The sequence below is a fragment of the candidate division WOR-3 bacterium genome, assembly GCA_016867815.1.
In the GTDB taxonomy this organism is placed as follows: Bacteria; Hydrothermota; Tepidihabitantia; order Tepidihabitantales; family Tepidihabitantaceae; genus UBA2258.
The window spans coordinates 1-22,037 of the sequence record VGIR01000010.1 but is presented as its reverse complement, the minus strand read 5'-3'; the positions used below and the strand labels follow the sequence as shown (position 1 = coordinate 22,037).

Genomic DNA, 22,037 nt, shown 5'->3' with positions numbered 1-22,037 from the left:
GCTTGCCAGCGGGAGATGACGGCCGACTTGGCGCGGCCTGACCGAGGCCGTGCTGCAGGGCATCCGTACCGACGTCTTCAACGTCGTCGCCCCGGTCGCGCCGTAAGGCCGCTGACGGCTGAGGTCCGGCGGCTTGGAGAAGCGGCCGGCAGGAAACCTGCCGGCCGCACTGGTCTCGTGGTTTCGCGTCAGGTGCCGCCGAGGATGCCGCCCATCTTGAAGCCGAGCATCCAGCGAAAGGCGAACTGGTGGCCACCGGTCACGGGCCAGTAGCGCCAGATGGGGAAGTCGGCGTAGACCGGTCCGAGTTTGAGCCTGACGCCGGCGTCCATGCGCGGGCGCAGGAACTCATTTGTGGGCATGCCCTCTTCTTTGACGTTACCGAGGTCGAAGAAGGGATGGAAGGAGAGAATGCCGAGCTTGGCGAGAGCTGCTTCAAGGTTGATGCCGTAGGCGGCGCGGCCGTGTTTGTACCCGCCGGTAGTGTCGAACGGATACTGTCGGGCATAGCCGCGAACGTTGGCATCCGCGTCGTAGTGCCAGTGGGCCTGGCCGGACGTCCAGTCTTCGTAGGCCCAGCTGACCGGCTCGGATGAGTTGCTGGTCAGGCCGCCGGAAAGGTAGAATTCGTCCTGCCTGGGGACGTCGCCCCAGATGTAGCCCCCGAACAGCCTTATTGAGAGGTCGACCGGCCTGAGGCCACGGTAGGTGTGGGACTGCTCCAGTCCGGCCCGCACGTAGCTGTAGTTGCTGCCGAGCGCCCTGTCACCGCCGCGGACGTAGGCCTGAACCCCGCCCAGGAGAAGCCGGGATTCGTAGGTCTGGGCCATGCGGAGCCGGACGTCCGCGGTTCGGGCGAGTTCCCACGCGACGGTGTCACGCAGGTCGAGTTTCTTGATGTTGAGGATGCGGTACCCGAAGTCGATTGTTGTCTTCGGCTGCCGGAACACGGGTCCCAGTTCCTGGGTGAAGAAGAGCTTGGCCCCGTTGTCGATAGTTGAGTAGTCAAGCGCGACGTAGGCGCGCAGCCGGTCGTTGATGAACGTGAGCGGAGTCTGGTAGCTGAAGCTGGAGTGCGTGTCGCGGATGGCGAAGCTATAGACCTCGCTTGCCGACCATTGGTGCCGCCCCCGCAGCGGGCCGCCGTCCAGGAACTGGCGTCCCTGGATCCCGATCCCGAGTTCGAGCCCGTGGTAGTAGTCGGCCCAGATCCACGGGCCGTAGAAGATCTGGTAGTCGGTGAAGCTGGGCAGGGCGAAGATAGGCCGCACCTGGACGCGGCGGCTCTGGAGCCGGGTCGGCAGGATGTCATCTGCCGAGACCGCGCCGGTGAGTTGGGCGTGGACAGTCGGGAAGTGCGCCGCGAAGTCGGACCTGACCGGGTGCGCGCCCGCCTGGGAATCGATCCAGTTGCGCATCAGGCTGTCAAAGGCCGCCTGCCCTGTCCTGCGTTCCTCGGCGCGCAGGAGCAACGCGGGTCGTGCCTGCTCGGCCGCCACGTACCCGACCTGGTCGCGGCATTCGGCCGGGTCGGTGCAGAGCACTCTGTTCGATGCGCCGAGGTAGTAGTAGAGCTTGTGGTAGTACTCGCTGTTCAGTCCCTTAAGCGCCCAGCTGAGCAGCCGGTTCGACAGCAGGCTGGTTCGGCCGTACTTCTCGTCCAGGTAGCGCATCTCCGAGTACGAGGCCAGGCCTTGCGCGATACCGGGGTCGCTCAGTTCTTCGGCGCCGGTCGCACAGGCGGACCATTGCAGGGCGACCTGTCGCGCCAGCGCCTGCTCGAACAGCCGCGTGTAGGGAATCGGCCGCGTGGCCATGACGATGAGTCCGGGGTAGGATGCGTCCTGGGAGACGATTCCTGACCCGTCCACGATCGTGAGGCCATCGAAGGGGAAGGGACCGTTCCACTGTTGCATACGTCGCAGCATGTCGGCGGTAGTCAAGAGAGCACCGAACCACTCGGCGTTCGCGAAGCTGCGGGCCAGGACCGTGATGTCGGTGCCGGCCAGGGAGCGGGACATCCTCTTCATCCCCGGCGCGGCCGCCACCGCCAAGTCGGAGAGGTTCGTCGCATCGACCCGGTAGACCGTGCGCCCGGTCCCGGGTACCGGGGAATCGGATACGGCGCCGGGAGCGGCGAAGTGGAGGTCCGCGGGTACGTCGAGCGTCACATGGTAGTTGCCGAAGGCGGACGGGGAGTGGCCGAAGACGTGGTATCCGCCGGTGAGCCAGCCCGTGGCCGTAGTGCGGGCGGCGACCTGCGGGTACCAGTGAGCGAGTACGAAGCTCCGGCCGTTGCGGGCAGGTTCCCCGAGCCGCACCGGGACCTGGGTGCGAAACTCCAGCCTGATTGTCAGCGATTCGCCCGGTGCGAGCGGCGGGTCCAGGAAGAGCCCGAGTTCGTCTTCCGCTTCCGACAACAGGGACACCCGGCCGCCTGATTCCGCCGAGTCGACCGCAATCCACCCGCGGTCACAGGGGCGGGAAAGCGAGAAGTCGAATCGGCCCATCGTTTCCAGTTCCCGGGCATAGGTCGTGGTGCGGTCGCGGAAGGCGTTCGGATAGAGGTGCAGCCAGAGCGAGCCGAGCGTGTCCGGAGTGAGGTTGCGATAGTGAACCGTCTGGCTGCCGCTGATCAGGCCGGCGGCGGCGTCGAGTCGCGCGGAGATGGTGTATTCAACCGGCTGTGCGTGCGCTCCTATGGCGGCCAGGAGCAGCAGCGGCAGGAGAGAGTGCCGCTTCATCCGACGCTGGATTGTGGGTGGAAGACCTGGGCGCAGGCAGACTGTATCTGCGCCAGTATCCCGCGGTCGAGCCCCTGGGCAACTGCCGGCGGAATCAACCTGGCCAGCGCGCGCTCGGCCACCTCGGGGCGGGCCGCCTCGAGTGCATCGCTGGTGGAGCAGCAGGAGCGAGCGAAGGCAAGGTAGGAGCGGTGCAGGCGGGAGGGAACGCGCAAGGAGCGGAGCAGGGCGGCAGTAGCTTCGTCTACCTGTTTGACCCCGGACCAGAACCGGCGCGTGCGGAGGTCCCGCTGTTCGATGCGGCGGGCACGGAGTTGTTCGCGCAGGGGGCGGTGGTCACGCCGCCGCGGCGCTGCCGGGGAGGGTTCGGGGACGGCCGAAGGGATTTCCGACTTGCGATTGTCGATTGACGATTGAGGAGAAGATGCAGCGGGCAAGGGGATTTCCGATTTGCGGTTGTCGATTGACGATTTAGGAGAGGGCGGAGCAGAGACGGCGCCGGTGTCGGGCAGGACGTCGACGATGGCCTGCCACTGCGCTCCGCAGGCCTCGAGGCAGGCTGCTATCGTCCGCAGAGTGGGGTTGGGCACCTGTCCCTTTTCGAGGCGCAGGATGTACTTGTAGCCGTGCGCCGGGTCGAAGCCGATCAACTTGGCCAGCATCATCTGCGAGCGGCCTGACTGTAACCGAATCTGCTTGAGCCGCGCGCCCAGGGCGTCGAGACCATGCATTGCCGGCCTGACTTTCCGGCCCATCAGCAGGTATCCATTTCGGGGTAGATACTAGGAAAGCGCCGCCGCGAGTCAACAGCCGGTGATGACGCCTGTCCCGGCGTATCTTCTCCACCCCGGGAGGGAAGTAACCAAGACTTCTCTTGACACTCGGTGAGAGCGGCAGTATTTTACTTCATAGCATTTGTTACGACAGGTCGGATCGGCCGGCGAGAGCGGCCGCATCTTGACGAATCTGCAGGTAATGTCAGTGATGATAGCCAAGGAGGAACGTAGATGAAGACCCCAGCCAAGCTCCTGACCGTGACCTTGGGCATGCTGCTCGTGCTGACCATGGTCGGCTGCCCGAAGAAGTGCGTCACGCCGACGGAGCCGGTGCCGGTGCCGCCGCCACCGGACACGCTTGCCGACACGCCCCCCGAACCCCCGAGATTCGAGGGGGAACTCGCCCCGATTCACTTCGACTTCGACAAGTCGGATGTCAGGCCGGGAGACGAGACGATTCTCCAGAGCAACTGGGACCAGCTGCGGAGCTTCCCCGACGAGCAGGTCAGCATCGAAGGCTACTGCGACCCGATCGGTACTTCCGAGTACAACATGGCGCTCGGCATGCGCCGCGCAGAAGCGGCCAAAGCCTACCTCGTCAAGCTCGGTGCGGACATGAATATGTTCTCTACCATCAGCTTCGGTGAGGAGAAGCTCGTAACCCAGGAACCGGCCCAGTTCGAAATGAACCGGCGTTGCGAGTTCGAGGTGGTCGAGTAGGGACGATACCAGCGATCAGATGATTGATGGCGGCCAGTAGGCTCAAGCGCGCAGCCGGCTTCGGCACGGCAGCAGCGGCGGGTCTGCTGGCTGCCGTTTTGTGCTCCGGCTGCGGGCTCCAGCGGGAGTTCGTGCGTCGCGGCCAGGTGCTTGATTCGATGTCCGTGCGGCTGATGCGCGTCGAACAGACGCAGCAGCGCCAGGAACAGGAGATAGCCAGGCTGCGGGCCGGTGTGCTCACCGAACTGGAGAACATCGACGGCCGGATCGACCAGCTGGACGCGCGGGTAGTGGACCTGGGCGACCGGCTGGATCGGATCAGCCGCCGGGTCGGCGCGGGACGCGGCGACATCACGCCAACCGCCCCGGACTCACTGTCCGCCGCCCGACCTGACTCAGCGAAATCCGCCGCGGCCAGGCCGGTGCCTGATACCGCCGGGCTAGCCGCGGACCAGCTCTACAACACGGCATATCTCGACTTCACGCGTGGTAAGTATGATGTGGCAATCGGAGAGTTCAGGCGCTACCTCGCGTCGGCTTCCGGCAGTGACAATGCCGACAACGCCCAGTACTGGATTGGCGAGAGTTTCTACTCGCTGGGCAAACTTGACAGCGCCGAGGCCGGCTTCAGGCAGGTGATGGCCGACTTCCCGAAGGGGAACAAGGTCCCGGCTGCCGAATACAAACTGGGACTTGTCTACCTGGCCCAGAACCGGAAAGCCGCCGCAACAAACCAGCTCCGCCGGGTCGTGAAGGAGTATCCCGGATCGAATGAGGCCAAGCTCGCACAGGAACGTCTGCAGACCCTGGGGCAGTAGAAGATGACGCCGGCCGCGGCCCCAGGCGGCGGTTTTCTCGGGCCGTTTATCCACGCCGGCATCTTCGCCCAGCTGATAATCATCGCGCTCGTGCTGATGTCCATCGTGTGTTGGGCGATTATTCTCCGTAAGCTCCGGACGCTCGGCCGGGCGATGCGGCAGACCAGGCAGTTTCTGACGGTTTTCGGCTACCGCACGCGGCTGGGCGACTACGAGAGGGTCGCCAAGGAGCTCAGGCATGCGCCGCTCTCTGCCCTCCTGCTCGCCGGGGTCAAGGAGTTGGACGCCCTGCGCGCGGACTTCGGCAAGATCGAGGGCGGGTCAGAACTGCTGCAGCAGCTCATACCTAACATCACCGAGGCCGTCGAGCGTGCGGCGTCCAAGGAGTCGGACAGGTTGCAGAGCTCGCTGGCGTTCCTCTCGATAACGACCATGGTCGCGCCGTTCCTCGGCCTGCTCGGCACGGTCCAGGGCGTGCTCGTCACGTTCCTCGGCCTGCGCGGCACCCAGATACCAACGCTCCAGACAATCGCGCCGGGCATCTCCGACGCGCTGGTAACAACGGTCATGGGCCTCCTGGTGGCGATTCCTGCCGCGCTGTTCTACAACTACTTCGTGGGCAAGGCGCGCGACCTCGAGTCCGAGATGGAGCGGTTCGCGTCCGAGCTGACCGGCATCATGCGACGGGAGATTGTCGGGACCCAGATTGAGGAGCGGAACCGGACGTGAAGAAGGAGCGCAAGCTCAAGTTCCTCGCCGAGATGAACGTCACGTCACTCGCGGACGTGAGCTTCACGCTCATGGTCATCTTCCTCATCGCCGGCGTCTCGACCGCGTTCAGCCGGAACCAGGGCGTTGACCTGGAACTGCCCCGGACATCATCGGTCCAGCCCCAGACGAAGGAAGGCATTGAGATAAGCATTCAGGCCGGAGGCCAGATACTCGTTGCCAAGAAGTCGACTACTGTTGCCGGGTTCGCCAAGGCCCTCGCCGACCAGCTCGGACGCGGCAGCTACGACCGCGCCTACCTGCGGGCGGACAAGAACGTCGACTACGGAACCATCATGCTGGTCCTGGGAGATATCCGGGAACAGGGAATCACCAACATCGGGCTTGTGGCGCTGCCGAAGTAGAGAGTCTGCCATGCTGGCTGAGGCCAGTTCGCGTCAGGCACGCAGAGGAATTACCAATCCCCAATTCCTAACGCCCAACGAAAGAGGAAATGCCCACGCGCCGGGAGCGCACTACCTTTGGTCATTCGGGAATTGGCCACCATGAGCGCTGGTTCCGGTGTCACGCGCGGTTGGCGTACCCCTGACCTGCTGCTTTCATTGGCCGGCCACGCTCTGCTCGTCGGAATCGCGGCGCTGCTGGGCGCGAGCCATGCGGTTAAGGACACTCGTCGCCCGATAGTCTTCAATGTCTCGGTTGTCAGTGCCGGTACCCCTCTGCCCGAAGCGGCCGAGGCCAAGAGCGCGACGCTGGTCGAGGCGAGGCCGAAGTCCCAGGCAAAACCCAAGGCCAAGGTTGAGGCCAAAGCCAAGACCGAAGGCAAGGCTGCGCCCAAGAAGGGCGATGGTATGGTCAGGCGCAAGGGGCTCGGCCTGGGTGCGAGAATCGAGGGAGCAGAAGCGCTCGGGTACTCGTACTACCTCAACGTCATCCTCACCCGCATCTCCGACAACTGGATCAACCCCTATGCGGGCTCGGGTAGGACTTTCAACTCCACGATCATGTTCGTCATCGAGCGCGATGGTACCGTGAAGGACGTGAAGATCGAGAAGAAGTCCGGCGACGCCGCGTACGACGCGTCCTGCGAGCGCGCACTGCTCGTACTCGACCGCCTGCCGCCGCTGCCGCCCGAGTTCACCGGCCCGCGCCTCAAGCTCCACCTCGAGTTCGAGCAGAAGCCGTAGCCCGGGTCGATTCTCGCCCCGGGAAACCTCAGTTCCCAATTGCCAATGACCAGTCAAGCGAGGTGATGTCCGAACGAATGTAGCCTGTGCGTCGCCGGCGTCTCATCATGTTGACAGGAATCTGGGTCGAGCTACCATGATGTGAGGTCTACGATGAAAGCCCTGATTGGTGTGCTTCTGTTGTCCGCGATTGGGTCGGCAGCGAAGTGGCACCTGCTGTCGTGGGCGGGTAGCGACACTCTCAGAGAAGTTCAATTCGCAGACTCTATGCAGGGCTGGGCGATGGCGACCAAGGACCTGTTCCACACGACTGATCGCGGGAGGACATGGACCGTCGAGCAGACTCTCCCGCCTGATTCCGGCAATTTTCATAGTGGCTTCGCAGGTCTGGAGGTCGTCGATTCGTGTCACGTGTACCTGTCTGGGGGGCTGTGGTCCTGGTCCCAGCCTCGATACATGAACTGGACCGTCTTTGTCAAAGAGAGGCTACGCGGAAGCTGGACGACGCCATTCCATCTAGAGAGGTACGGGGACTACCATTGGGTGTACGCGCGACGACTCCGATTTCTCGACACCCTGACCGGTTGGCATTTGGGGCAGGACTACGAAGTGGACGTCAGGACCAATGACGGCGGCGCAAGTTGGCGGTCGTTCGTGTCGTTCGAGGACAGCAGTGAAGCAGGCTATGATGCGTGGTTCATCGACACCCTGACCGGCTGGGCGGTTTGGGACTCCGTCGGAATGACAACGAATGGAGGAGACTCCTGGTCCCCGAAGACGGCGAACATCGGTGCGCGGCGCATCCAGATGTTCGACACACTCAACGGCTGGGTACTTTCCACATACGGGCTGATGCAGACGACCAATGGCGGAGATTCGTGGACGACCGTTGTAGCAGAGACCGGCCTGAAGGCCATGCGCTTCTGCAATCCCCGGCACGGTGTTGCCGTTGGTCTGAATGGCAGGATACTGCGGACAACCGATGCAGGCGCTAGCTGGATGCCCGACACTGCGAGCGCTGCGATGGATCTCTGCTCCGTGTTCATGGTCGATAGCGCCCACGCATGGGCAGTAGGTGCAGAGGGCTTGGTGCTTGGCTTTGGTGATTGGGCCAAGCCCGGTATCGATGGAGAGACGCAGTTGCCACTTCCTGTCCTATTGGCGCGAGCATGGCCCAACCCGTGTCGGGGAACTCTGTGGATTACGGTACGCGACGGCGCCGGCTCGGTCGTCGTGTACGATGACTGCGGGAGGCCTGTCGCGAAAGTGCAGTCCAGTACGCGTCGGACCGAGAAGCTGGACCTGCGAAGTCTGCCGACAGGTGTGTACTTCGCACGTGCGGCTTCATCGCCGCGAGCGGGCGTCAGGTTCGTGCTTCTCCGCTAGCTCCGAGCTCCCGGCCGACGAGCCCGCATCCACTGCTTGACTTGCCGGCCTCATCTCGCATTATAGGTCAGTGACCACCAAGTCTCCGGAAGTGGACTTCGTCCACCTCCACAATCACACCGAATACAGCCTGCTCGACGGCGCCTCGAGCGTCGAGGCGGTGGTCAAACTGGCGGCCGAGTTCCGGATGCCGGCCTTGGCAATCACCGACCATGGAAACATGTTCGGGGCGATCAAGTTCTACAAGGAAGCACAGAAGGCCGGTGTGAAGCCGATCATCGGCGCCGAGATGTACGTGGCCCCCCGCTCCCGGACCGAGAAGAAGCCGGACTCCGACGTCCACGAGGCGAGCTTCCATATCACCCTGCTCTGCCGGAACGAGACCGGCTACCACAATCTGATGAAGCTGACGACGCGGGCGTACCTCGAGGGGTTCTACTATCGGCCGCGGATTGACAAGGAGTTGCTGGCCGAGCACGCGGAGGGGCTCATCGGGCTGTCTGGCTGTCTGAAGGGTGAGGTTAACTACTACCTGCGCCGGGACGATCCCGAGCGCGCGATGCAGGCGGCTTCCCAGTACCAGCAGATGCTGGGGCCGGAGAATTTCTACCTGGAGGTGATGCGCGCGGGCTTCGCCGATCAGGAGAAGATAATCCCCGGAGTCCGGGACCTGAGTTCCACACTTGACATCCCGATCGTCGCCACCAACGACTGTCATTATCTGCGGCCGGACGACGCGCGCGCACACGATGCCCTGGTCTGTATCCAGACCGGCAAGAAGCTGTCCGACCAGAACCGCCTGAAGATGACCTCAGGAGAGCTCTACTTTCGGTCACAGAAGGAGATGGCCAAGGCGTTCGCCGACATGCCGGATGCGCTGCGGCGCACCCGTGAGGTAGCGGACCGATGCAACCTCCTGCTCGACTTCGAGCGCGTTCACTTTCACCTGCCGCACTACCGGCCACCGCAGGGCTTTGCCGACGCGCTCGCGTATCTGAAGCACCTCGCGCGCGAGGGGTTGCGCCGGCGCTATCCTGAGCTGGCGCCGGAGGCCGAGAAGCGCCTCGCGTTCGAGCTGGATGTCATCGCCCGGATGGGATTCCCCGGCTACTTCCTGGTGGTCAAGGACATCGTGGACTTCGCCCGGTCCAAAGGCATTCCGGTTGGTCCGGGCAGGGGTTCGGCGGCCGGGTGCCTCGTGCTCTACTGTCTCGGTATCACGGACATCGACCCGCTACGGTACGGGTTGCTCTTCGAGCGGTTCCTGACGACCGAACGCGTCAGCCTGCCCGACGTCGACATCGACTTCTCGGACGCCAGACGGCAGGAGGTGATCGACTACATCCGGCAGCGCTACGGCGAGGACTCGGTCGCGCAGATCATCACGTTCGGCACTATGCAGGCGCGCGCCGCCGTCCGTGACGTGGGCCGCGTGCTGGATGTTCCGATCGGCGAAGTCGACCGGATTGCCAAACTGATCCCCCAGAACATGGAACTGGAACCGGCGCTCAAGAACGTAGCGGAGCTGCGCGAGGCGGTCAACGAGAAGCCTGAGTATCAGGAGCTGATGGCGATTGCCCGCAAGGTCGAGGGTCTCTGCCGGCACGCCTCGATCCACGCCTCGGCAGTGGTGATTGCGCCGCAACCTCTGATTGAACTCGTCCCGCTCTACCGGTCGCCGGGTGAGGATGTCTGCACGCAGTACGACATGTACGCCCTGGACGCCGCCGGGCTGCTGAAGATGGACATCCTCGGTCTGCGTACCCTGAGCGTAGTCGAGGAGGCGGCGAAGCTGGTCCGGGACAAGGGCACGAACCTGGACATCGAAGCGATGTCGCTCGACGACGCCAGTACATTCCAACTGCTCCAGAAGGCGGACACCGTGGGCGTCTTCCAGCTCGAGAGCGCGGGAATGCGCGACCTCTGCCGGCAGATGATGCCGGACCGGATCGAGCACATCATCGCCCTGATAGCATTGTACCGCCCCGGACCGATGGAGTTGATACCGCAGTACCTCGCCCGCAAGGCCGGCAAGGAGTCAATCTCCTACGAGCACCAGTTGCTGGAGCCGATCTGCAACGAGACGTATGGGATAATGATCTATCAAGAGCAGGTGATGCAGGCAGCCCAGGTGCTTGCCGGCTACACGCTCGGCAAGGCCGATCTGCTGCGCCGGGCCATGGGCAAGAAGAAGCCGGAGGAGATGGCGGCACAGCACGATGTCTTCGTGGAGGGGTGCGCGAAACAGAACAAGATACCCGAAGCGAAGGCGGAGAGGATCTTCGACCTGCTGGCCAAGTTCGCCGGGTACGGGTTCAACAAGTCACACGCCGCGGGCTACGCGTATCTCTCCTACATCACGGCGTATCTGAAGGCCAACTTCCCGGTAGAGTTCATCGCCGCCACCCTGACAAGTGAACTCGGGGACTTCAAGAAGCTGGCGAAGTTCGTGAACGAAGCGCGGAGAATGGGCATTGCAGTCCTGGGGCCGGACGTGAACTCAAGCTTCGTGCCGTTCACGATAGAGGGCGGCAGCGTGCGGTTCGGGCTGGCGGGTGTGAAGAATCTCGGGACCGGTGCCAGTGAGTTCGTCGTCAAGGAACGGCAAGAGCATGGACCCTATGAGAGCTTGCTCGACTTCCTGGTGCGGACCAAGGGGACCGCAAACCGGAAAGCAGTGGAATCGCTGATCAAGGCAGGCGCGTTCGACCGCTTCGAGCCGAACCGGACGGCGCTGCTCAGCTCCCTGGAGTGGGAAATGAACAAGGCCGCCTCCGAGAAGCTCCGGTTCGCCGAGCGTCAGTTCGACATGTTCGGCGCCGGCGAGGAGGCAGTCAGGCCGGCGGCGGCGAAGTTCGACACGCACGAACTTCTCAACTACGAGAAGGACGCGTTCGGGTTCTACTTCTCCTCGCATCCTCTCGAACCGTACCGGGCCGAATACGAGGCGCTGGGTCTTTCGACCATCGCCCAGATCGAGACGATGCGCGACGGCGCCAAGGCGTCGCTGGGCGGGGTGATCACCGGCCGTCGGGCGCGCAAGGACAAGCGTGACCGCGAGTATGCGATCGTTACGGTCGAGGACTTTGACGGCGGTATTGAAGTGATGGTCTTCGCTGACGTGCTGGAAGGCTGCCGCGCCGTGTTGAAGACCGACAACCTGGTGGCGGTACAGGGAACGGTGAAAGTCAGAGCGGCGGATGCCTCGGGTCGAGGCCAGGGTGTGCCGCAGTTCTGGGCCGACCGGGTGATGATGTTCAAGGACACGAGCCGGTTCCTGAACGCCCTGGTGGTTGTCGTTCCGGAGAGAGATCTGGATGAGGCAATACTGCTGAAGATCAAGGAGCGGCTCGACGAGCATCCCGGCAACTCACTGGTTTACTTGAGGTTGATTCAGCCGGACGGTTCGTCCCGGGAGATGAAACTGCGCGAGCAGCGGGTCGCCCTGGATCACCAGTTGCTGACTTCGCTGCGCGAGGTGTCCGGACCGGATTCAATCCGGTTCAAGGGCGAGATGCCGGCCTGCATACGCAACGGGGACCGCTTCAAGAAGGGCGGTCCCTACAACGCTCAGAAGTCCGGCGGCCAGTAGCGACCCGGCCAGGACACGCCGCTAGGTCTTCCCGGACTCCTCGGGAATGACCAGCTGTTCGAGTCGCTGGATTCGGTCCGCAATCGGCGGGTGGGAAGCGAAGAGATTCACGGAAGTGCCGTGATCCTTGCCCAGGGGGTTGGCGATGAACATGTGGGCGGTCGCCGCCGAAGCGCTGCGCAGCTTGCCTTCGTACGCCCCGAGTTTCCTCAACGCCGAACTAAGGCCGTAGGGGTTCCGGACCATGAGTGCGGCAGATGCGTCGGCCAGGTACTCGCGCTGCCTTGATATGGCCGCGCGTATCAGGGCGACCAGCAGCGGGGAGATGACCGCAAACGCGACGGCAACGACCAGCAGTATCAACCCGAGTTGACCGCCGCCCCGGTCATCACGGCGCCGGCGTCCGCTGCCAAACAGGCCCCAGCGCAGGAACACGTCCCGGAAGAGAACCAGCAATCCGCCGATGATGGCAACGACGGTCATCAGCAGGATGTCATAGTTGCGGACGTGGGAGAGTTCATGGGCTACTACGCCCTGCAGTTCCTCACGGTTCATTACTGCCAGCAGGCCTCGGGTTACGGCGATGGATGCATGGCTCGGGTTGCGGCCGGTGGCAAAGGCGTTGGGTGCGTCGGTGTCGATGACATGGACTTTCGGCTTCGGAGTGCCCGCGGCAATCGCGACTTCTTCGACTATGTTGTGCAGTTGCTGGAACTCGGCCGGGTCAGCCGGTTTGGCCCCGTTCACAGCCAGCGCGAGCTTGTCCGAGTTGTAGTAGAGGATCAGGTTGTAGCCGATGATGAAGAGCCCGAACAGCGCGTACGCACCCGTGCCCCACTGGAAGTACCATCCCAGTCCGTAGCCGACGAGGCCGAGCAGCAGCGAAAACCCGATGATGAAGAAGAGGGTTTTCGCCTTGTTGGCGCCGATCAGCTGATAGAGGTTCCTGCGCTCGGGCACGGTCGTCTCCGCGGAACGCCGGCGGCTAGAACTTGACCTTCGGCGCCTCGCGTTCGGCCTCGGGCACGTTGTAGAACTCGGCCTGCTTGAAGCCGAACATGCCAGCGAAGACGCTGGACGGGAACAGCTCGGTGGAGTTGTTGTAGTCCATGACGACGTCGTTGTAGAACTGGCGGGAGAAGGCGAGCTTGTTCTCCGTGCCGGAGAGTTCTTCCTGCAGCTTGAGGAAGTTCTCGTTCGCCTTCAAGTTCGGGTAGTTCTCGACGACGGCGAAGAGTGTCTTCAGTGTGTCGGTGAGCTGGTTGTTGGCGGTCGCCGCCTCGGCCGGCCCCTTCGCGTTGATGGCAAGGGAACGGGCCTCGGCAATCCGCTCGAAGATCGCCTTCTCGTGCGCGGCATAGCCTTTGACGGTTTCGATCAGGTTCGGAATGAGGTCAATCCGGCGTTTGAGCTGGACGTCAATCTGGGACCAGCCGTTGCGCACGCGGTTGCGCTTCACCACCAGCGTGTTGTAGATGCCGATGGCGATGACGACGAGCAGTCCGATGAGGACAAGGATGACTATCAACACATTTGCCTCCGTTGATTGAATCAGCATAACGTCTTTCCGGTCGCAGTCAAACGCCGGATCGGCGGTCTGTCAGGCTTGACGGTCAACACGCGTTTCGGCATATTACGATCATGACATCAGAATCAGCCCAGGCCCTGGTCGCCCTGGCGCCCTGGCCGGAGGAGGGTGAATGAACAAGAACGAAGTGCCGATGCACTTTGTGAGCACGCGGGAGGAGTTCCGCGACATTCTGAAGCGGCACGACCGGTTCTGGGTCTCGAACTGCGGGTGCCGCGAGGGAAAGGATGCAGGCTGCAAGCGGTCGCGAAAGGACGTCTGCCTTCTTCTCAACGGCGACATCGGTTCAAGCGGTTCCGGCAAGAAGGAGGTCACGCGGGCCGATGTCGACGCCATACTGAAGGAGGCGGAGGAGAAGCACCTCGTTGTCCGGCCGTTCCGGAACGACAGCCGCACGGACGTGGACGGGAGTTGTTTCTGCTGCGACGACTGCTGCGGATACTTCTCTGATCCGAACGAGAAGTGCGACAAGGGCGCGATGATTGAGACGACCAGGATTGAGGACTGCACCGACTGCGGGGCATGCGCCGGAGTCTGCTTCTTCCATGCGCGGAAGATGGTGGACGGGAAGCTGATGATTGACCGCGAGCAGTGCTACGGATGCGGTCTGTGCCGGGACGTCTGCCCGACTGACTGCATCGAGGTTTTTCCCCGGCCTTGAGCGGGCTAGCGCGGCAGCGTGACTGCCGCTTGACCATGGGCGCTGTCCGTCCTATAGTGATATCCTTACCCGCTCCGGGTGAAGGCTAGAACTGGAGGCTCCCGTGGATTTCAAGTACCTGGTTGTCAGAAAAGAAGATGGCATCGGCTGGCTCAAGGTGAACCGCCCGCCGATGAACGCGCTCAACACCGACGTGGTCCTCGAGCTGGATCGAGCGATGGACTGGTTCGCCCATGAAGATGACGTGCTGGTCGTGGTCATATACGGCGAGGGCAAGATGTTCGTGGCCGGTGCCGACATCGCCGAGATGACGAGCTTCACGCCGATGCAGGCACGGGATTTCGCCCGCAGGGGCCACCGCGCCTTCGGCAAGATCGCAAGCATGGACAAGCCGGTGATCGCCGCGGTCAACGGCTACGCGCTGGGCGGCGGCTGCGAGCTCGCCATCGCCTGCGACATCCGGGTGCTGGCCGACACGGTCAAGATCGGTCAGCCGGAAGTGAACCTCGGGCTGATACCCGGCTTCGGCGGCACGCAGCGTCTGGCGCGGCTGGTGGGACCGGGCATCGCCAAGGAACTGATCCTCTCCGCCGATGCGATTGACGCGGCCGAGGCGCTGCGGATCGGCCTCGCGAACAAAGTGGTTCCGGCGGACAAGCTGGTCGAGACGGTCACCGAGATGGCGAAGAAGATCGCGTCCAAGGGCCCGACTGCGGTCAAACTCGCCAAGGCCTGCATCAACCTCGGGCTGGATACCGACCTGGCCAATGGCAATTCATATGAGATCGAGGCGTTCGGAGTCTGCTTCTCGACCAAGGAGCCGGCTATCGGTACCGCTGCGTTCCTTTCGAAGCAGAAGCCGGACTGGAAGGCTGCAAAGGAGTAGACGATGACGATAGGCAAAGCACAGGATACGTTCATAGTCGGGGCGGCGAGAACAGCGGTGGGACGTTTTCACGGCTCGCTCGCGTCCCTGCGCGCACCCGAGATCGGTGCGGTCGCGATCAAAGCAGCGGTCGAGCGGTCGGGTGTCAAGCCGACCGACGTCGAGGGTGTCATCATGGGCAACGTCTGTCCGGCCGGCATCGGCCAGGCGCCGGCCCGCCAGGCCGCGGTCAAATCCGGGCTGCCGGTCGAGATTCCGGCCCTGACCGTGAACAAAGTCTGCGGTTCGGGCATGATCGCCGCGGCTCTGGGCTGCCAGATGATCAAGGCCGGTGACGCCAAGGTCGTCGTGGTCGGCGGCCAGGAGTCGATGTCCAACGTGCCGTACTACATGAAGCAGCTGCGCGTCGGCAACAAGATGGGCGATGTCAAGCTGCAGGACGGCATGATCTACGACGGCATCTGGGACTACTTCGGAGACGTTCATATGGGCGTCCTCGGCGATTTCACCGCGACCGAGGGCGGCGTTACCCGCGAGGAACAGGACAAGTGGGCGGCCGGCAGTCACGCCAAGGCGATCGCGGCGATCAAGGCCGGCAAGTTCAAGGCCGAGATTGCGCCGGTCGTGATGCCGCAGAAGAAGGGCGACCCCATCGTGTTCGACACCGACGAGGGGCCGCGTGCCGACACGACTTTCGAGAAGCTCTCCACATTGAAGCCGGTCTTCTCCAAGGACGGCACGGTGACGGCGGGCAATGCGTCATCCATCAACGACGGCGGCGCGGCGCTGGTTCTTGCCGACGGTGCGTACGCCAAGGCCAATGGCTTGAAGCCGCTAGCGCGGGTGGTTGCATATGCAACGGGCAGCGTCGAGCCGAAGCGTCTCTTCTTCGCGCCGATCAAGGCAGTCACCAACCTGCTCAACGCGCAGGGCGTGAAGATCGACCACTTCGACTTGATTGAGATCAATGAGGCATTCGCGTCACAGGTGCTGGCAGACGGCAAGGGCCTGGGCTGGAACTGGGACAAAGTGAACGTGAACGGTGGCGCCATCTCTCTTGGCCATCCGATCGGCTGCTCCGGCGCGCGCATCATCGTCTCTATCATCCACGCGCTGAAGGACCGAGGACTGAAGACCGGGCTGGTCGCGGCGTGCCTCGGCGGCGGTGAGGCGACAGCCCTGAGTGTCGAATTGGTGTAAACGCCAAGCGCCAAACGCCGAGCGCCAAACGGGGTCAGACGGGCAACGGCGAGCGCGAAACCTGAACGCAGAACGAGCGGACTACCACGGATGGTGGCCGCCGGATCACAATCACGGAATGAAGGGGCCCGAGTAGGGAAGTGAAGACAGACCTCGAGTTGCGGACTAGACGGTTCGCGCTGGATGTGATTCGCTTCTGCTCGGGCCTACCTAGACGGGCGGAGTTTCAGGTCATCGCCAAGCAGTTGCTGCGTTCAGCCACATCAGTCGGAGCCAACTATCGTTCTGCACAGCGCGCGCGGTCTCGGGCGGATTTCATCGCCAAACTCGCCATCGTGGAAGAAGAGGCGGACGAATCCGTCTACTGGATGCAGTTGCTTGCGGATCTGTCGTGCGGACCGAGGTCGGAACTTGAGAAGCTCCTTGATGAGGCCAGGCAACTTGTAGCCATCTTCGTCGCGTCCAGGAAGACCGCAAAGCGCGGGCTGTAGGCCATGTTGTCCCGGCGGTCGATGTTCGGCTATCGTACGTAGGGCCGTCAGTGTCGTCTCCGCGCTTGTTTCTCGGCGGTCGGCGTTCGCCCCACGGGTCGCCTATGTCCCTCTGGCATTCGGCGTCTGGCATTCGGCGCTCGCACTTCGACCTGTCCGTGTCAGTTTGGCGTTCGGCGGTCGGCGTTCGCACCTAGGGCGACAAGTGGTGTATCATACCAAGAGTTCAGAGGAAACCGTCGCCCTCGGCCGCACTCTGGCATTGCAGTTGACAGCCGGCGACGTGGTCGCCTTCTACGGCGATTTGGGCGCAGGCAAGACCACGATGATCAAGGGCGTAGCGGCGGGTCTGGGCGTGCTCGAGGTGGTGAAGAGCCCGTCGTTCGTCATCGTCACGGAGTATCGCGGAAGAACCGGAGTTCACCACCAAGACACCAAGACACCAAGAACGCCGGACCGAACGGGAAACCGCCAAGAACGCCAAGAGCGCCAAGGTTCGGCCGAGGAATCGAAGCTGCCACCCTCACCCTTCCCTCCCCCTTCGAGGGGGAGAGAACAAAGGGAGGGGGTGCCGGTCTACCACATTGACTTGTACCGTTTGAACGATGGTAGTGACTTGGAGTCTATCGGGCTCGACTCCTATCTTGAAGGCGACGGCGTTTGTCTGATCGAGTGGGCCGAAAGGGCTGAGAGGGTTCTGCCCGCGTCGGCGGTCTGTGTCAGAATGAGCGTTGATGGCGCGGGCCGCCGGATCGAGATCAGCGGGCTACGTGCCCCGCTCTAGCTGCTAGCGCCCGACTTCGGCGTTCGGCGTTTGTGGTTCGGCCTTTCCCTTGAGCCAGTCCAGTAGCTCGCCGATTCCGCCCTTGGCCGTGAACGTCCTATCGGCCCTGACAATTGTGGCGACGTGGTTCTTGAGGCTCACCTTGAGCAGGCCGAGCTTGCGGCTGCGGACTCGTACCAGCGCGATGAGGAACAAGGTCTCGACCGGTGCCGGATATCGTCCGAACCGGTCGACCAGTTCTGCGCGCAGTTCTTCCAGTTCCGGCTCGCTCTCGACGGCGAGCAGCCGCTTGTAGAGTGCGACCCGCTCATACCCGTCCGACACGTATTCCTTGGGAATGTAGGCCGATACGTCAAGGCTGAGCTCGGGCTCGATGGCGACCGGTTCACCCTTGATTCGCGCCACTGCCTCTTTGAGCATCTGCGTATAGAGCGTGAATCCGACCCGCGCGACCTGGCCGTGCTGCTCGGTGCCAAGCAGGTTGCCGACGCCCCTGATTTCCATATCACGTATTGCCAGTTTGAAGCCCGAACCCAGCTTCGAGTAGGCGAGCAGGGCCGAGAGTCGCTTGCGTGCGTCCTCGGTGACTTCGCGCCGGGCCGGGGTCAGGAACAGGGCATAGGCCTGCGCCTCGGACCGGCCCACGCGTCCCCGCAACTGGTGCAAGTCGGAGAGACCGAACTTGTCTGCGCGGTTGACGATGATGGTATTGACGTTGGGCAGGTCGAGACCGGATTCGATGATGGCTGTGCACAGGAGCATCTGGTACTCGCCGGACGCAAACCCAAGGTAGACGTCGGCCATGTGCCGGCCTGACATCTGGCCGTGGGCTATGGCGAACCTGGTTCCGGGCAGAATGCGCTGCAGCCGTTCCGCGATTTCGTTGATGGTCTCAATCTCGTTGTGGACAAAGAAGACCTGTCCGCCGCGGGCGAGTTCGCGGGCAACGTAGTCGCAAATGACCCGGTCGTGCCAGGGCGCGACCTCGGTCGTGATCTCGCGGCGGCCGGGCGGGGCGGTGTGCATCTGCGAGATATCGCGCAGCCCGGACAGAGACATGTAGAGCGTGCGCGGGATCGGGGTGGCGGTCAGGGTCAGCACATCGACCTCGGCCCGCGCCGAGCGGATGCGCTCCTTCTGCTTCACGCCGAATTTCTGCTCCTCGTCGATTATCAGCAGACCCAGGTCGTGGTACGCGACTGCCGAATTGAGCAGTTGGTGCGTGCCGACAACGATGTCGACCACACCGGACTTGAGCCCGGCCAGGACCTCGCGTTGGGTCGCCGGGGACACGAGCCGTGAGAGCATCTCTACCCGCAGCGGGAACCGGGCGAGGCGCTTCTTGAAGGTCGCGTAGTGCTGGTAGCAGAGAATCGTGGTCGGCGCAAGGACCGCGACCTGCTTCAGGTTCGACGCCGCCTTGAACGCGGCCCGCAGGGCGATCTCAGTCTTGCCGTACCCGACGTCGCCGCAGATGAGCCGGTCCATCGGGCGCGGGGCTTCCATATCGCGTTTGACCTCGTCCATGACTTTGAGCTGATCCGGGGTTTCCTCGTAGGGGAAGGAAGCCTCCAGTTCGGTCTGCCACTTGTTGTCCTGTCCGAACTGGACGCCGCAGGCGGTTGCCCGGCGGGCGTAAATCTGGAGCAGTTCCTCCGCGTACTCGGCGCTGGCGCGGGCGGCCTTGGCCTTGGCGTGTAGCCACGACCTGCCGCCCAGCCGGTCCAGTGCCGGTGCCACACCTTCTGAGCCGACGTAGCGGTCGAGCAGACCGATGTTCTCGACCGGCACATAGACCTTGTCGCCGCCGGCGTAGGCGACGACGATGTAGTCCTTCTCGACGTCGGCATGCGTCATACGGCGCGTGCCCTCGAACGACCCGATGCCGTAGTCGATGTGCACGACGTAGTCGCCGGGTCGGAGCGAGACGATGTTGTCAATCGGCAGACCCTTGAATCGGCGGCGAGGGGGATGGAACACGGGCGTGCCGTAGATCTCTCGCTCAGTTAGCAGGCCGAAGCCGAGCGGCTCGCAGATGAACCCGGCGCTCAACGCACCGGTAAAGAAGTGCGGTCCGGCTCCGATGATGGAGGAGAGGCGCGAGCGCTGGCTGTCGGTGCTGGCGGCGACGAACCAAAGGAATTGGCGATTGGCGATTGGCGATTGTCGATTGTCGGGCGATTCGGCATTCGGCACTCGGCAATCGAAAATCTCGCTGCGGAGCAGCTCGATGTTGCCGAGGTAGCTGTGCGCTGGCGTGCAACCGAGGACGAACTCCGCATCGGGTTCGGTCGAGAGCAAGAGCACGGCATGAGCCTCGAACTCCGTGCCCTCGGTAATGATGATGAGATTGCGCGGAAGCAGAGTTGACGCCGGCTGGTCAGACTGCCCCGGCTGTTTGCGGGTCGGAATTGACGCGGCCTCGATGTGCGATACCGAGCGCTGGAGCAGTGGGTCGAATCGGCGGAGCGACGCGATGCTGTCCCCGAGGAACTCGACTCGGACCGGCGCTTCAGCCCCCTCCGCAAAGATGTCGGCTATGCCGCCGCGAGTCGCGTACTCACCCGGCTCGGTCACGAGGTCCGTGCGCTCATAGCCGTTCTCCTCCAGCCAACTGATGAGCTTCTCCATCTCCATCTGCCGATTCAGCGCCAGCGAGAGCGGTCCCGCACCGGCTACTCCCGATTCTCGACTCTCGACTCCCTGTTCCCATACCGGCGCAGGCTTGTTCAGACTCTCCGCAGAAGCCACGATGACTCCAGGGCCCGAACCGAGTGTTGCGAGCTGGGCAGGTAGACGCGGCGAGTCAGGCTCGAAGAACAGCAGGTTGAGGTCTGAGGCAACCGTTTCCAGGTCAAGGTGCAGTGCGCGCGCGGCGTGCGCATCGTCGGGGACCAGGACTACGGTCCGCCCGAGCCGCTGCGCCACGTCGGCGGCGAGCATTGAACGGGCGGCGCCGACCACGCCTGAGATGCCGGTGTGCGCGCCGGCTGCCAGGCGTTCAGCGAGTGCCGGCAGGAGTGCGGACCTGGAGAAACGTTCGAGGAGTTCGTGCATCAGGCGGACACGGATATCGGATTCTCACCACCAAGACACAAAGGCACAAAGCCGAAGTGGGACGACGAGACTGGTATTGAACCGCCAAGACGCCAAACGTTCAGAGCCTCCCTTTTTGGGAATCCTCTTGGTGTCTTGGTGTCTTTGTGGTTAGATCTCATTCTGGTTCTCAGATTCAGAAGGGGGCTTGCGCCCCCTCAGAAGAGAACGTCGACCTACTTCTTGGTCTTCTTCTTCGCGGTCTTCTTGGCGGCTTTCTTCACGCCGCGCTTCATGCAAGGCATATTGCCTCCTTTGGTTGGCGTGATGATACTTCGATTCCCCGTCCGGTCAAGCAACAGGTGATGCAGCAGGTGCTTCGGCAGGTGAGCCGACAGCGCGCCGGAGCCGCGGTTGCGTTTCACGAAGCACCCGACGAAGCGTACGTCGAAGCACCGGCAGAGGGATCGTGAGCTGCGTACTCGCGTGCGTCGTCAGTTGCGTCGCTCGTTCTATCTCGACCTGAACCTCGACCTCAGTCTTGAGCTCTGTCCGTCGCTGTACCGCGAGTTGCTCACGAAGTCGTACCGGTCGTTGTTCCGGCAGTTGTCTGCGACGTTGTTCGGTTCGATGTTCGGGTCGAAGTACGAGCAGTTGCACGTTTGGATGGATCCCGCGCTGTTTCGGCGGAGGCAAGGGGGGAGGCGGTCTGTGGGCCGTGGAGTGGGCGGCGGAATTGTAGTCGGGAACGTCCCGACCACTACATATAGATGGACTCCCATTCCCATTCCAACGCACGTGTCCGGGCCACACTGTCCAGCCGAATTCTACGACGTTGTAGAATGGACGGCGAGGCAGAAAGATGGCACAAGTGGCAGCAGAGAAGGCAGTTAGCTTGTTCCAACCGAAATAGACCCCTGCGCTGGGGCTATACTCTCCCAAACTCAACGGTAAGCTCAGTGCCGGGCTCAGGGGCGAGCTCAATCCCAAGCTCATTGCCCGGCTCAGTGGCAAGCTCTTTCCCAAGCTCAACGGCGAGTTCACTGGCGAGCTCCTTTCCGATCTCAATGGGAATCTCACTCCCAAGCTCAGTGGAGAGCTCCTTGCCGAACTCAATACCGAGTTCACTCCCAAGCTCAAGCGAAAGTTCACTCCCGAGTGCAATGGCGAGTTCAATCCCAAGCTCAGTGGGAAACTCTCTGCCAAGCTCAAGGCCGAGGAGCATGTCCCTCGGTTAGTTGAAATTCCTAGCGGCTCCCACATCACTTTAGGCAACTCTCTCTGTTGCGTCAATTTCTTTCGGTGACGCGGACCGTTCCAGTGCACTCAGCAATGCGGGGATGTGCCGGTAGCCATCTACGCACCGGAAGTGCTGCTCGGCATGTAGCAGCCCAGCTACACACCAGCGCCAGCGCATCTCGCCAGGGCGCCAGCGCTTC

19 protein-coding genes are annotated in these 22,037 nt (G+C 62.9%); 12 read left to right on the top strand and 7 right to left on the bottom strand.

Annotation, left to right across the window (positions count from 1 at the left end; genetic code table 11):
• Positions 1-188 precede the first annotated feature (188 nt).
• Together FJY68_02815 and FJY68_02810 are read right to left on the bottom strand one after the other, a co-directional pair.
• A complete protein-coding gene (locus FJY68_02815) occupies positions 189-2,744 on the bottom strand; it encodes a M1 family metallopeptidase (GenBank protein MBM3330768.1) in 2,556 nt (851 codons plus the stop codon).
• Complete coding sequence (locus FJY68_02810) at positions 2,741-3,499, bottom strand: helix-turn-helix domain-containing protein (protein ID MBM3330767.1); 759 nt, start codon at positions 3,497-3,499, stop codon at positions 2,741-2,743. Before FJY68_02810 ends, FJY68_02815 begins: the two co-directional genes overlap by 4 nt.
• Before the next feature lie 252 nt (positions 3,500-3,751).
• On the opposite strand from FJY68_02810, the gene FJY68_02805 reads away from it, so the two are divergent.
• The 7 genes from FJY68_02805 (at position 3,752) to dnaE (ending at position 11,952) form a co-directional block, all read left to right on the top strand.
• On the top strand, positions 3,752-4,240 hold the full coding sequence (locus FJY68_02805) for a hypothetical protein (GenBank protein MBM3330766.1): 489 nt from the start codon (positions 3,752-3,754) through the stop codon (positions 4,238-4,240).
• A 26-nt stretch (positions 4,241-4,266) separates the two neighbouring features.
• The gene (gene ybgF, locus FJY68_02800; protein MBM3330765.1) at positions 4,267-5,058 is read left to right on the top strand and encodes a tol-pal system protein YbgF; all 792 of its coding nucleotides are present in this window, start codon (positions 4,267-4,269) and stop codon (positions 5,056-5,058) included.
• A gap of 3 nt (positions 5,059-5,061) precedes the next feature.
• Positions 5,062-5,787 (top strand): hypothetical protein, encoded by a 726-nt coding sequence (locus tag FJY68_02795; protein ID MBM3330764.1) that lies wholly within the window; start codon positions 5,062-5,064, stop codon positions 5,785-5,787.
• Complete coding sequence (locus tag FJY68_02790) at positions 5,784-6,191, top strand: biopolymer transporter ExbD (GenBank protein MBM3330763.1); 408 nt, start codon at positions 5,784-5,786, stop codon at positions 6,189-6,191. The genes FJY68_02795 and FJY68_02790 overlap by 4 nt, the downstream gene beginning before the upstream one ends.
• Positions 6,192-6,332: 141 nt before the next feature.
• The gene (locus FJY68_02785; GenBank protein ID MBM3330762.1) at positions 6,333-6,974 is read left to right on the top strand and encodes a TonB family protein; all 642 of its coding nucleotides are present in this window, start codon (positions 6,333-6,335) and stop codon (positions 6,972-6,974) included.
• Positions 6,975-7,127: 153 nt separating this feature from the next.
• Positions 7,128-8,360, top strand: a complete 1,233-nt coding sequence (locus tag FJY68_02780) for a hypothetical protein (GenBank protein ID MBM3330761.1) — start codon at positions 7,128-7,130, stop codon at positions 8,358-8,360.
• 52 nt (positions 8,361-8,412) lie between these two features.
• Positions 8,413-11,952 carry a DNA polymerase III subunit alpha gene (dnaE, locus tag FJY68_02775; GenBank protein MBM3330760.1) on the top strand — a complete coding sequence of 1,180 codons (3,540 nt, stop codon included), beginning with the start codon at positions 8,413-8,415 and terminating at the stop codon, positions 11,950-11,952.
• A gap of 21 nt (positions 11,953-11,973) precedes the next feature.
• Here dnaE and FJY68_02770 read toward each other — a convergent pair whose 3' ends face one another.
• Positions 11,974-12,912, bottom strand: coding sequence for a M48 family metallopeptidase (locus FJY68_02770; GenBank protein MBM3330759.1), 939 nt, complete (start codon positions 12,910-12,912; stop codon positions 11,974-11,976).
• A 25-nt stretch (positions 12,913-12,937) separates the two neighbouring features.
• Positions 12,938-13,510 carry a LemA family protein gene (locus tag FJY68_02765; GenBank protein ID MBM3330758.1) on the bottom strand — a complete coding sequence of 191 codons (573 nt, stop codon included), beginning with the start codon at positions 13,508-13,510 and terminating at the stop codon, positions 12,938-12,940.
• A 142-nt stretch (positions 13,511-13,652) separates the two neighbouring features.
• Between FJY68_02765 and FJY68_02760 the strand changes: the two genes are divergently transcribed.
• From FJY68_02760 to FJY68_02740, 5 genes are all read left to right on the top strand, one after another.
• The gene (locus tag FJY68_02760) at positions 13,653-14,201 is read left to right on the top strand and encodes a hypothetical protein (protein ID MBM3330757.1); all 549 of its coding nucleotides are present in this window, start codon (positions 13,653-13,655) and stop codon (positions 14,199-14,201) included.
• Positions 14,202-14,304: 103 nt separating this feature from the next.
• Positions 14,305-15,087, top strand: a complete 783-nt coding sequence (locus tag FJY68_02755; GenBank protein ID MBM3330756.1) for a crotonase — start codon at positions 14,305-14,307, stop codon at positions 15,085-15,087.
• A 3-nt stretch (positions 15,088-15,090) separates the two neighbouring features.
• On the top strand, positions 15,091-16,287 hold the full coding sequence (locus FJY68_02750; GenBank protein ID MBM3330755.1) for an acetyl-CoA C-acetyltransferase: 1,197 nt from the start codon (positions 15,091-15,093) through the stop codon (positions 16,285-16,287).
• Positions 16,288-16,427: 140 nt separating this feature from the next.
• A complete protein-coding gene (locus FJY68_02745) occupies positions 16,428-16,778 on the top strand; it encodes a four helix bundle protein (GenBank protein MBM3330754.1) in 351 nt (116 codons plus the stop codon).
• A 205-nt stretch (positions 16,779-16,983) separates the two neighbouring features.
• Positions 16,984-17,562, top strand: a complete 579-nt coding sequence (locus FJY68_02740) for a tRNA (adenosine(37)-N6)-threonylcarbamoyltransferase complex ATPase subunit type 1 TsaE (protein ID MBM3330753.1) — start codon at positions 16,984-16,986, stop codon at positions 17,560-17,562.
• A 3-nt stretch (positions 17,563-17,565) separates the two neighbouring features.
• Here FJY68_02740 and mfd read toward each other — a convergent pair whose 3' ends face one another.
• The 3 genes from mfd to FJY68_02725 form a co-directional block, all read right to left on the bottom strand.
• Positions 17,566-20,619 carry a transcription-repair coupling factor gene (mfd, locus tag FJY68_02735; GenBank protein ID MBM3330752.1) on the bottom strand — a complete coding sequence of 1,018 codons (3,054 nt, stop codon included), beginning with the start codon at positions 20,617-20,619 and terminating at the stop codon, positions 17,566-17,568.
• 215 nt (positions 20,620-20,834) lie between these two features.
• The gene (locus FJY68_02730; protein MBM3330751.1) at positions 20,835-21,023 is read right to left on the bottom strand and encodes a hypothetical protein; all 189 of its coding nucleotides are present in this window, start codon (positions 21,021-21,023) and stop codon (positions 20,835-20,837) included.
• A gap of 503 nt (positions 21,024-21,526) precedes the next feature.
• Complete coding sequence (locus FJY68_02725) at positions 21,527-21,823, bottom strand: hypothetical protein (protein MBM3330750.1); 297 nt, start codon at positions 21,821-21,823, stop codon at positions 21,527-21,529.
• Positions 21,824-22,037: the final 214 nt, after the last annotated feature.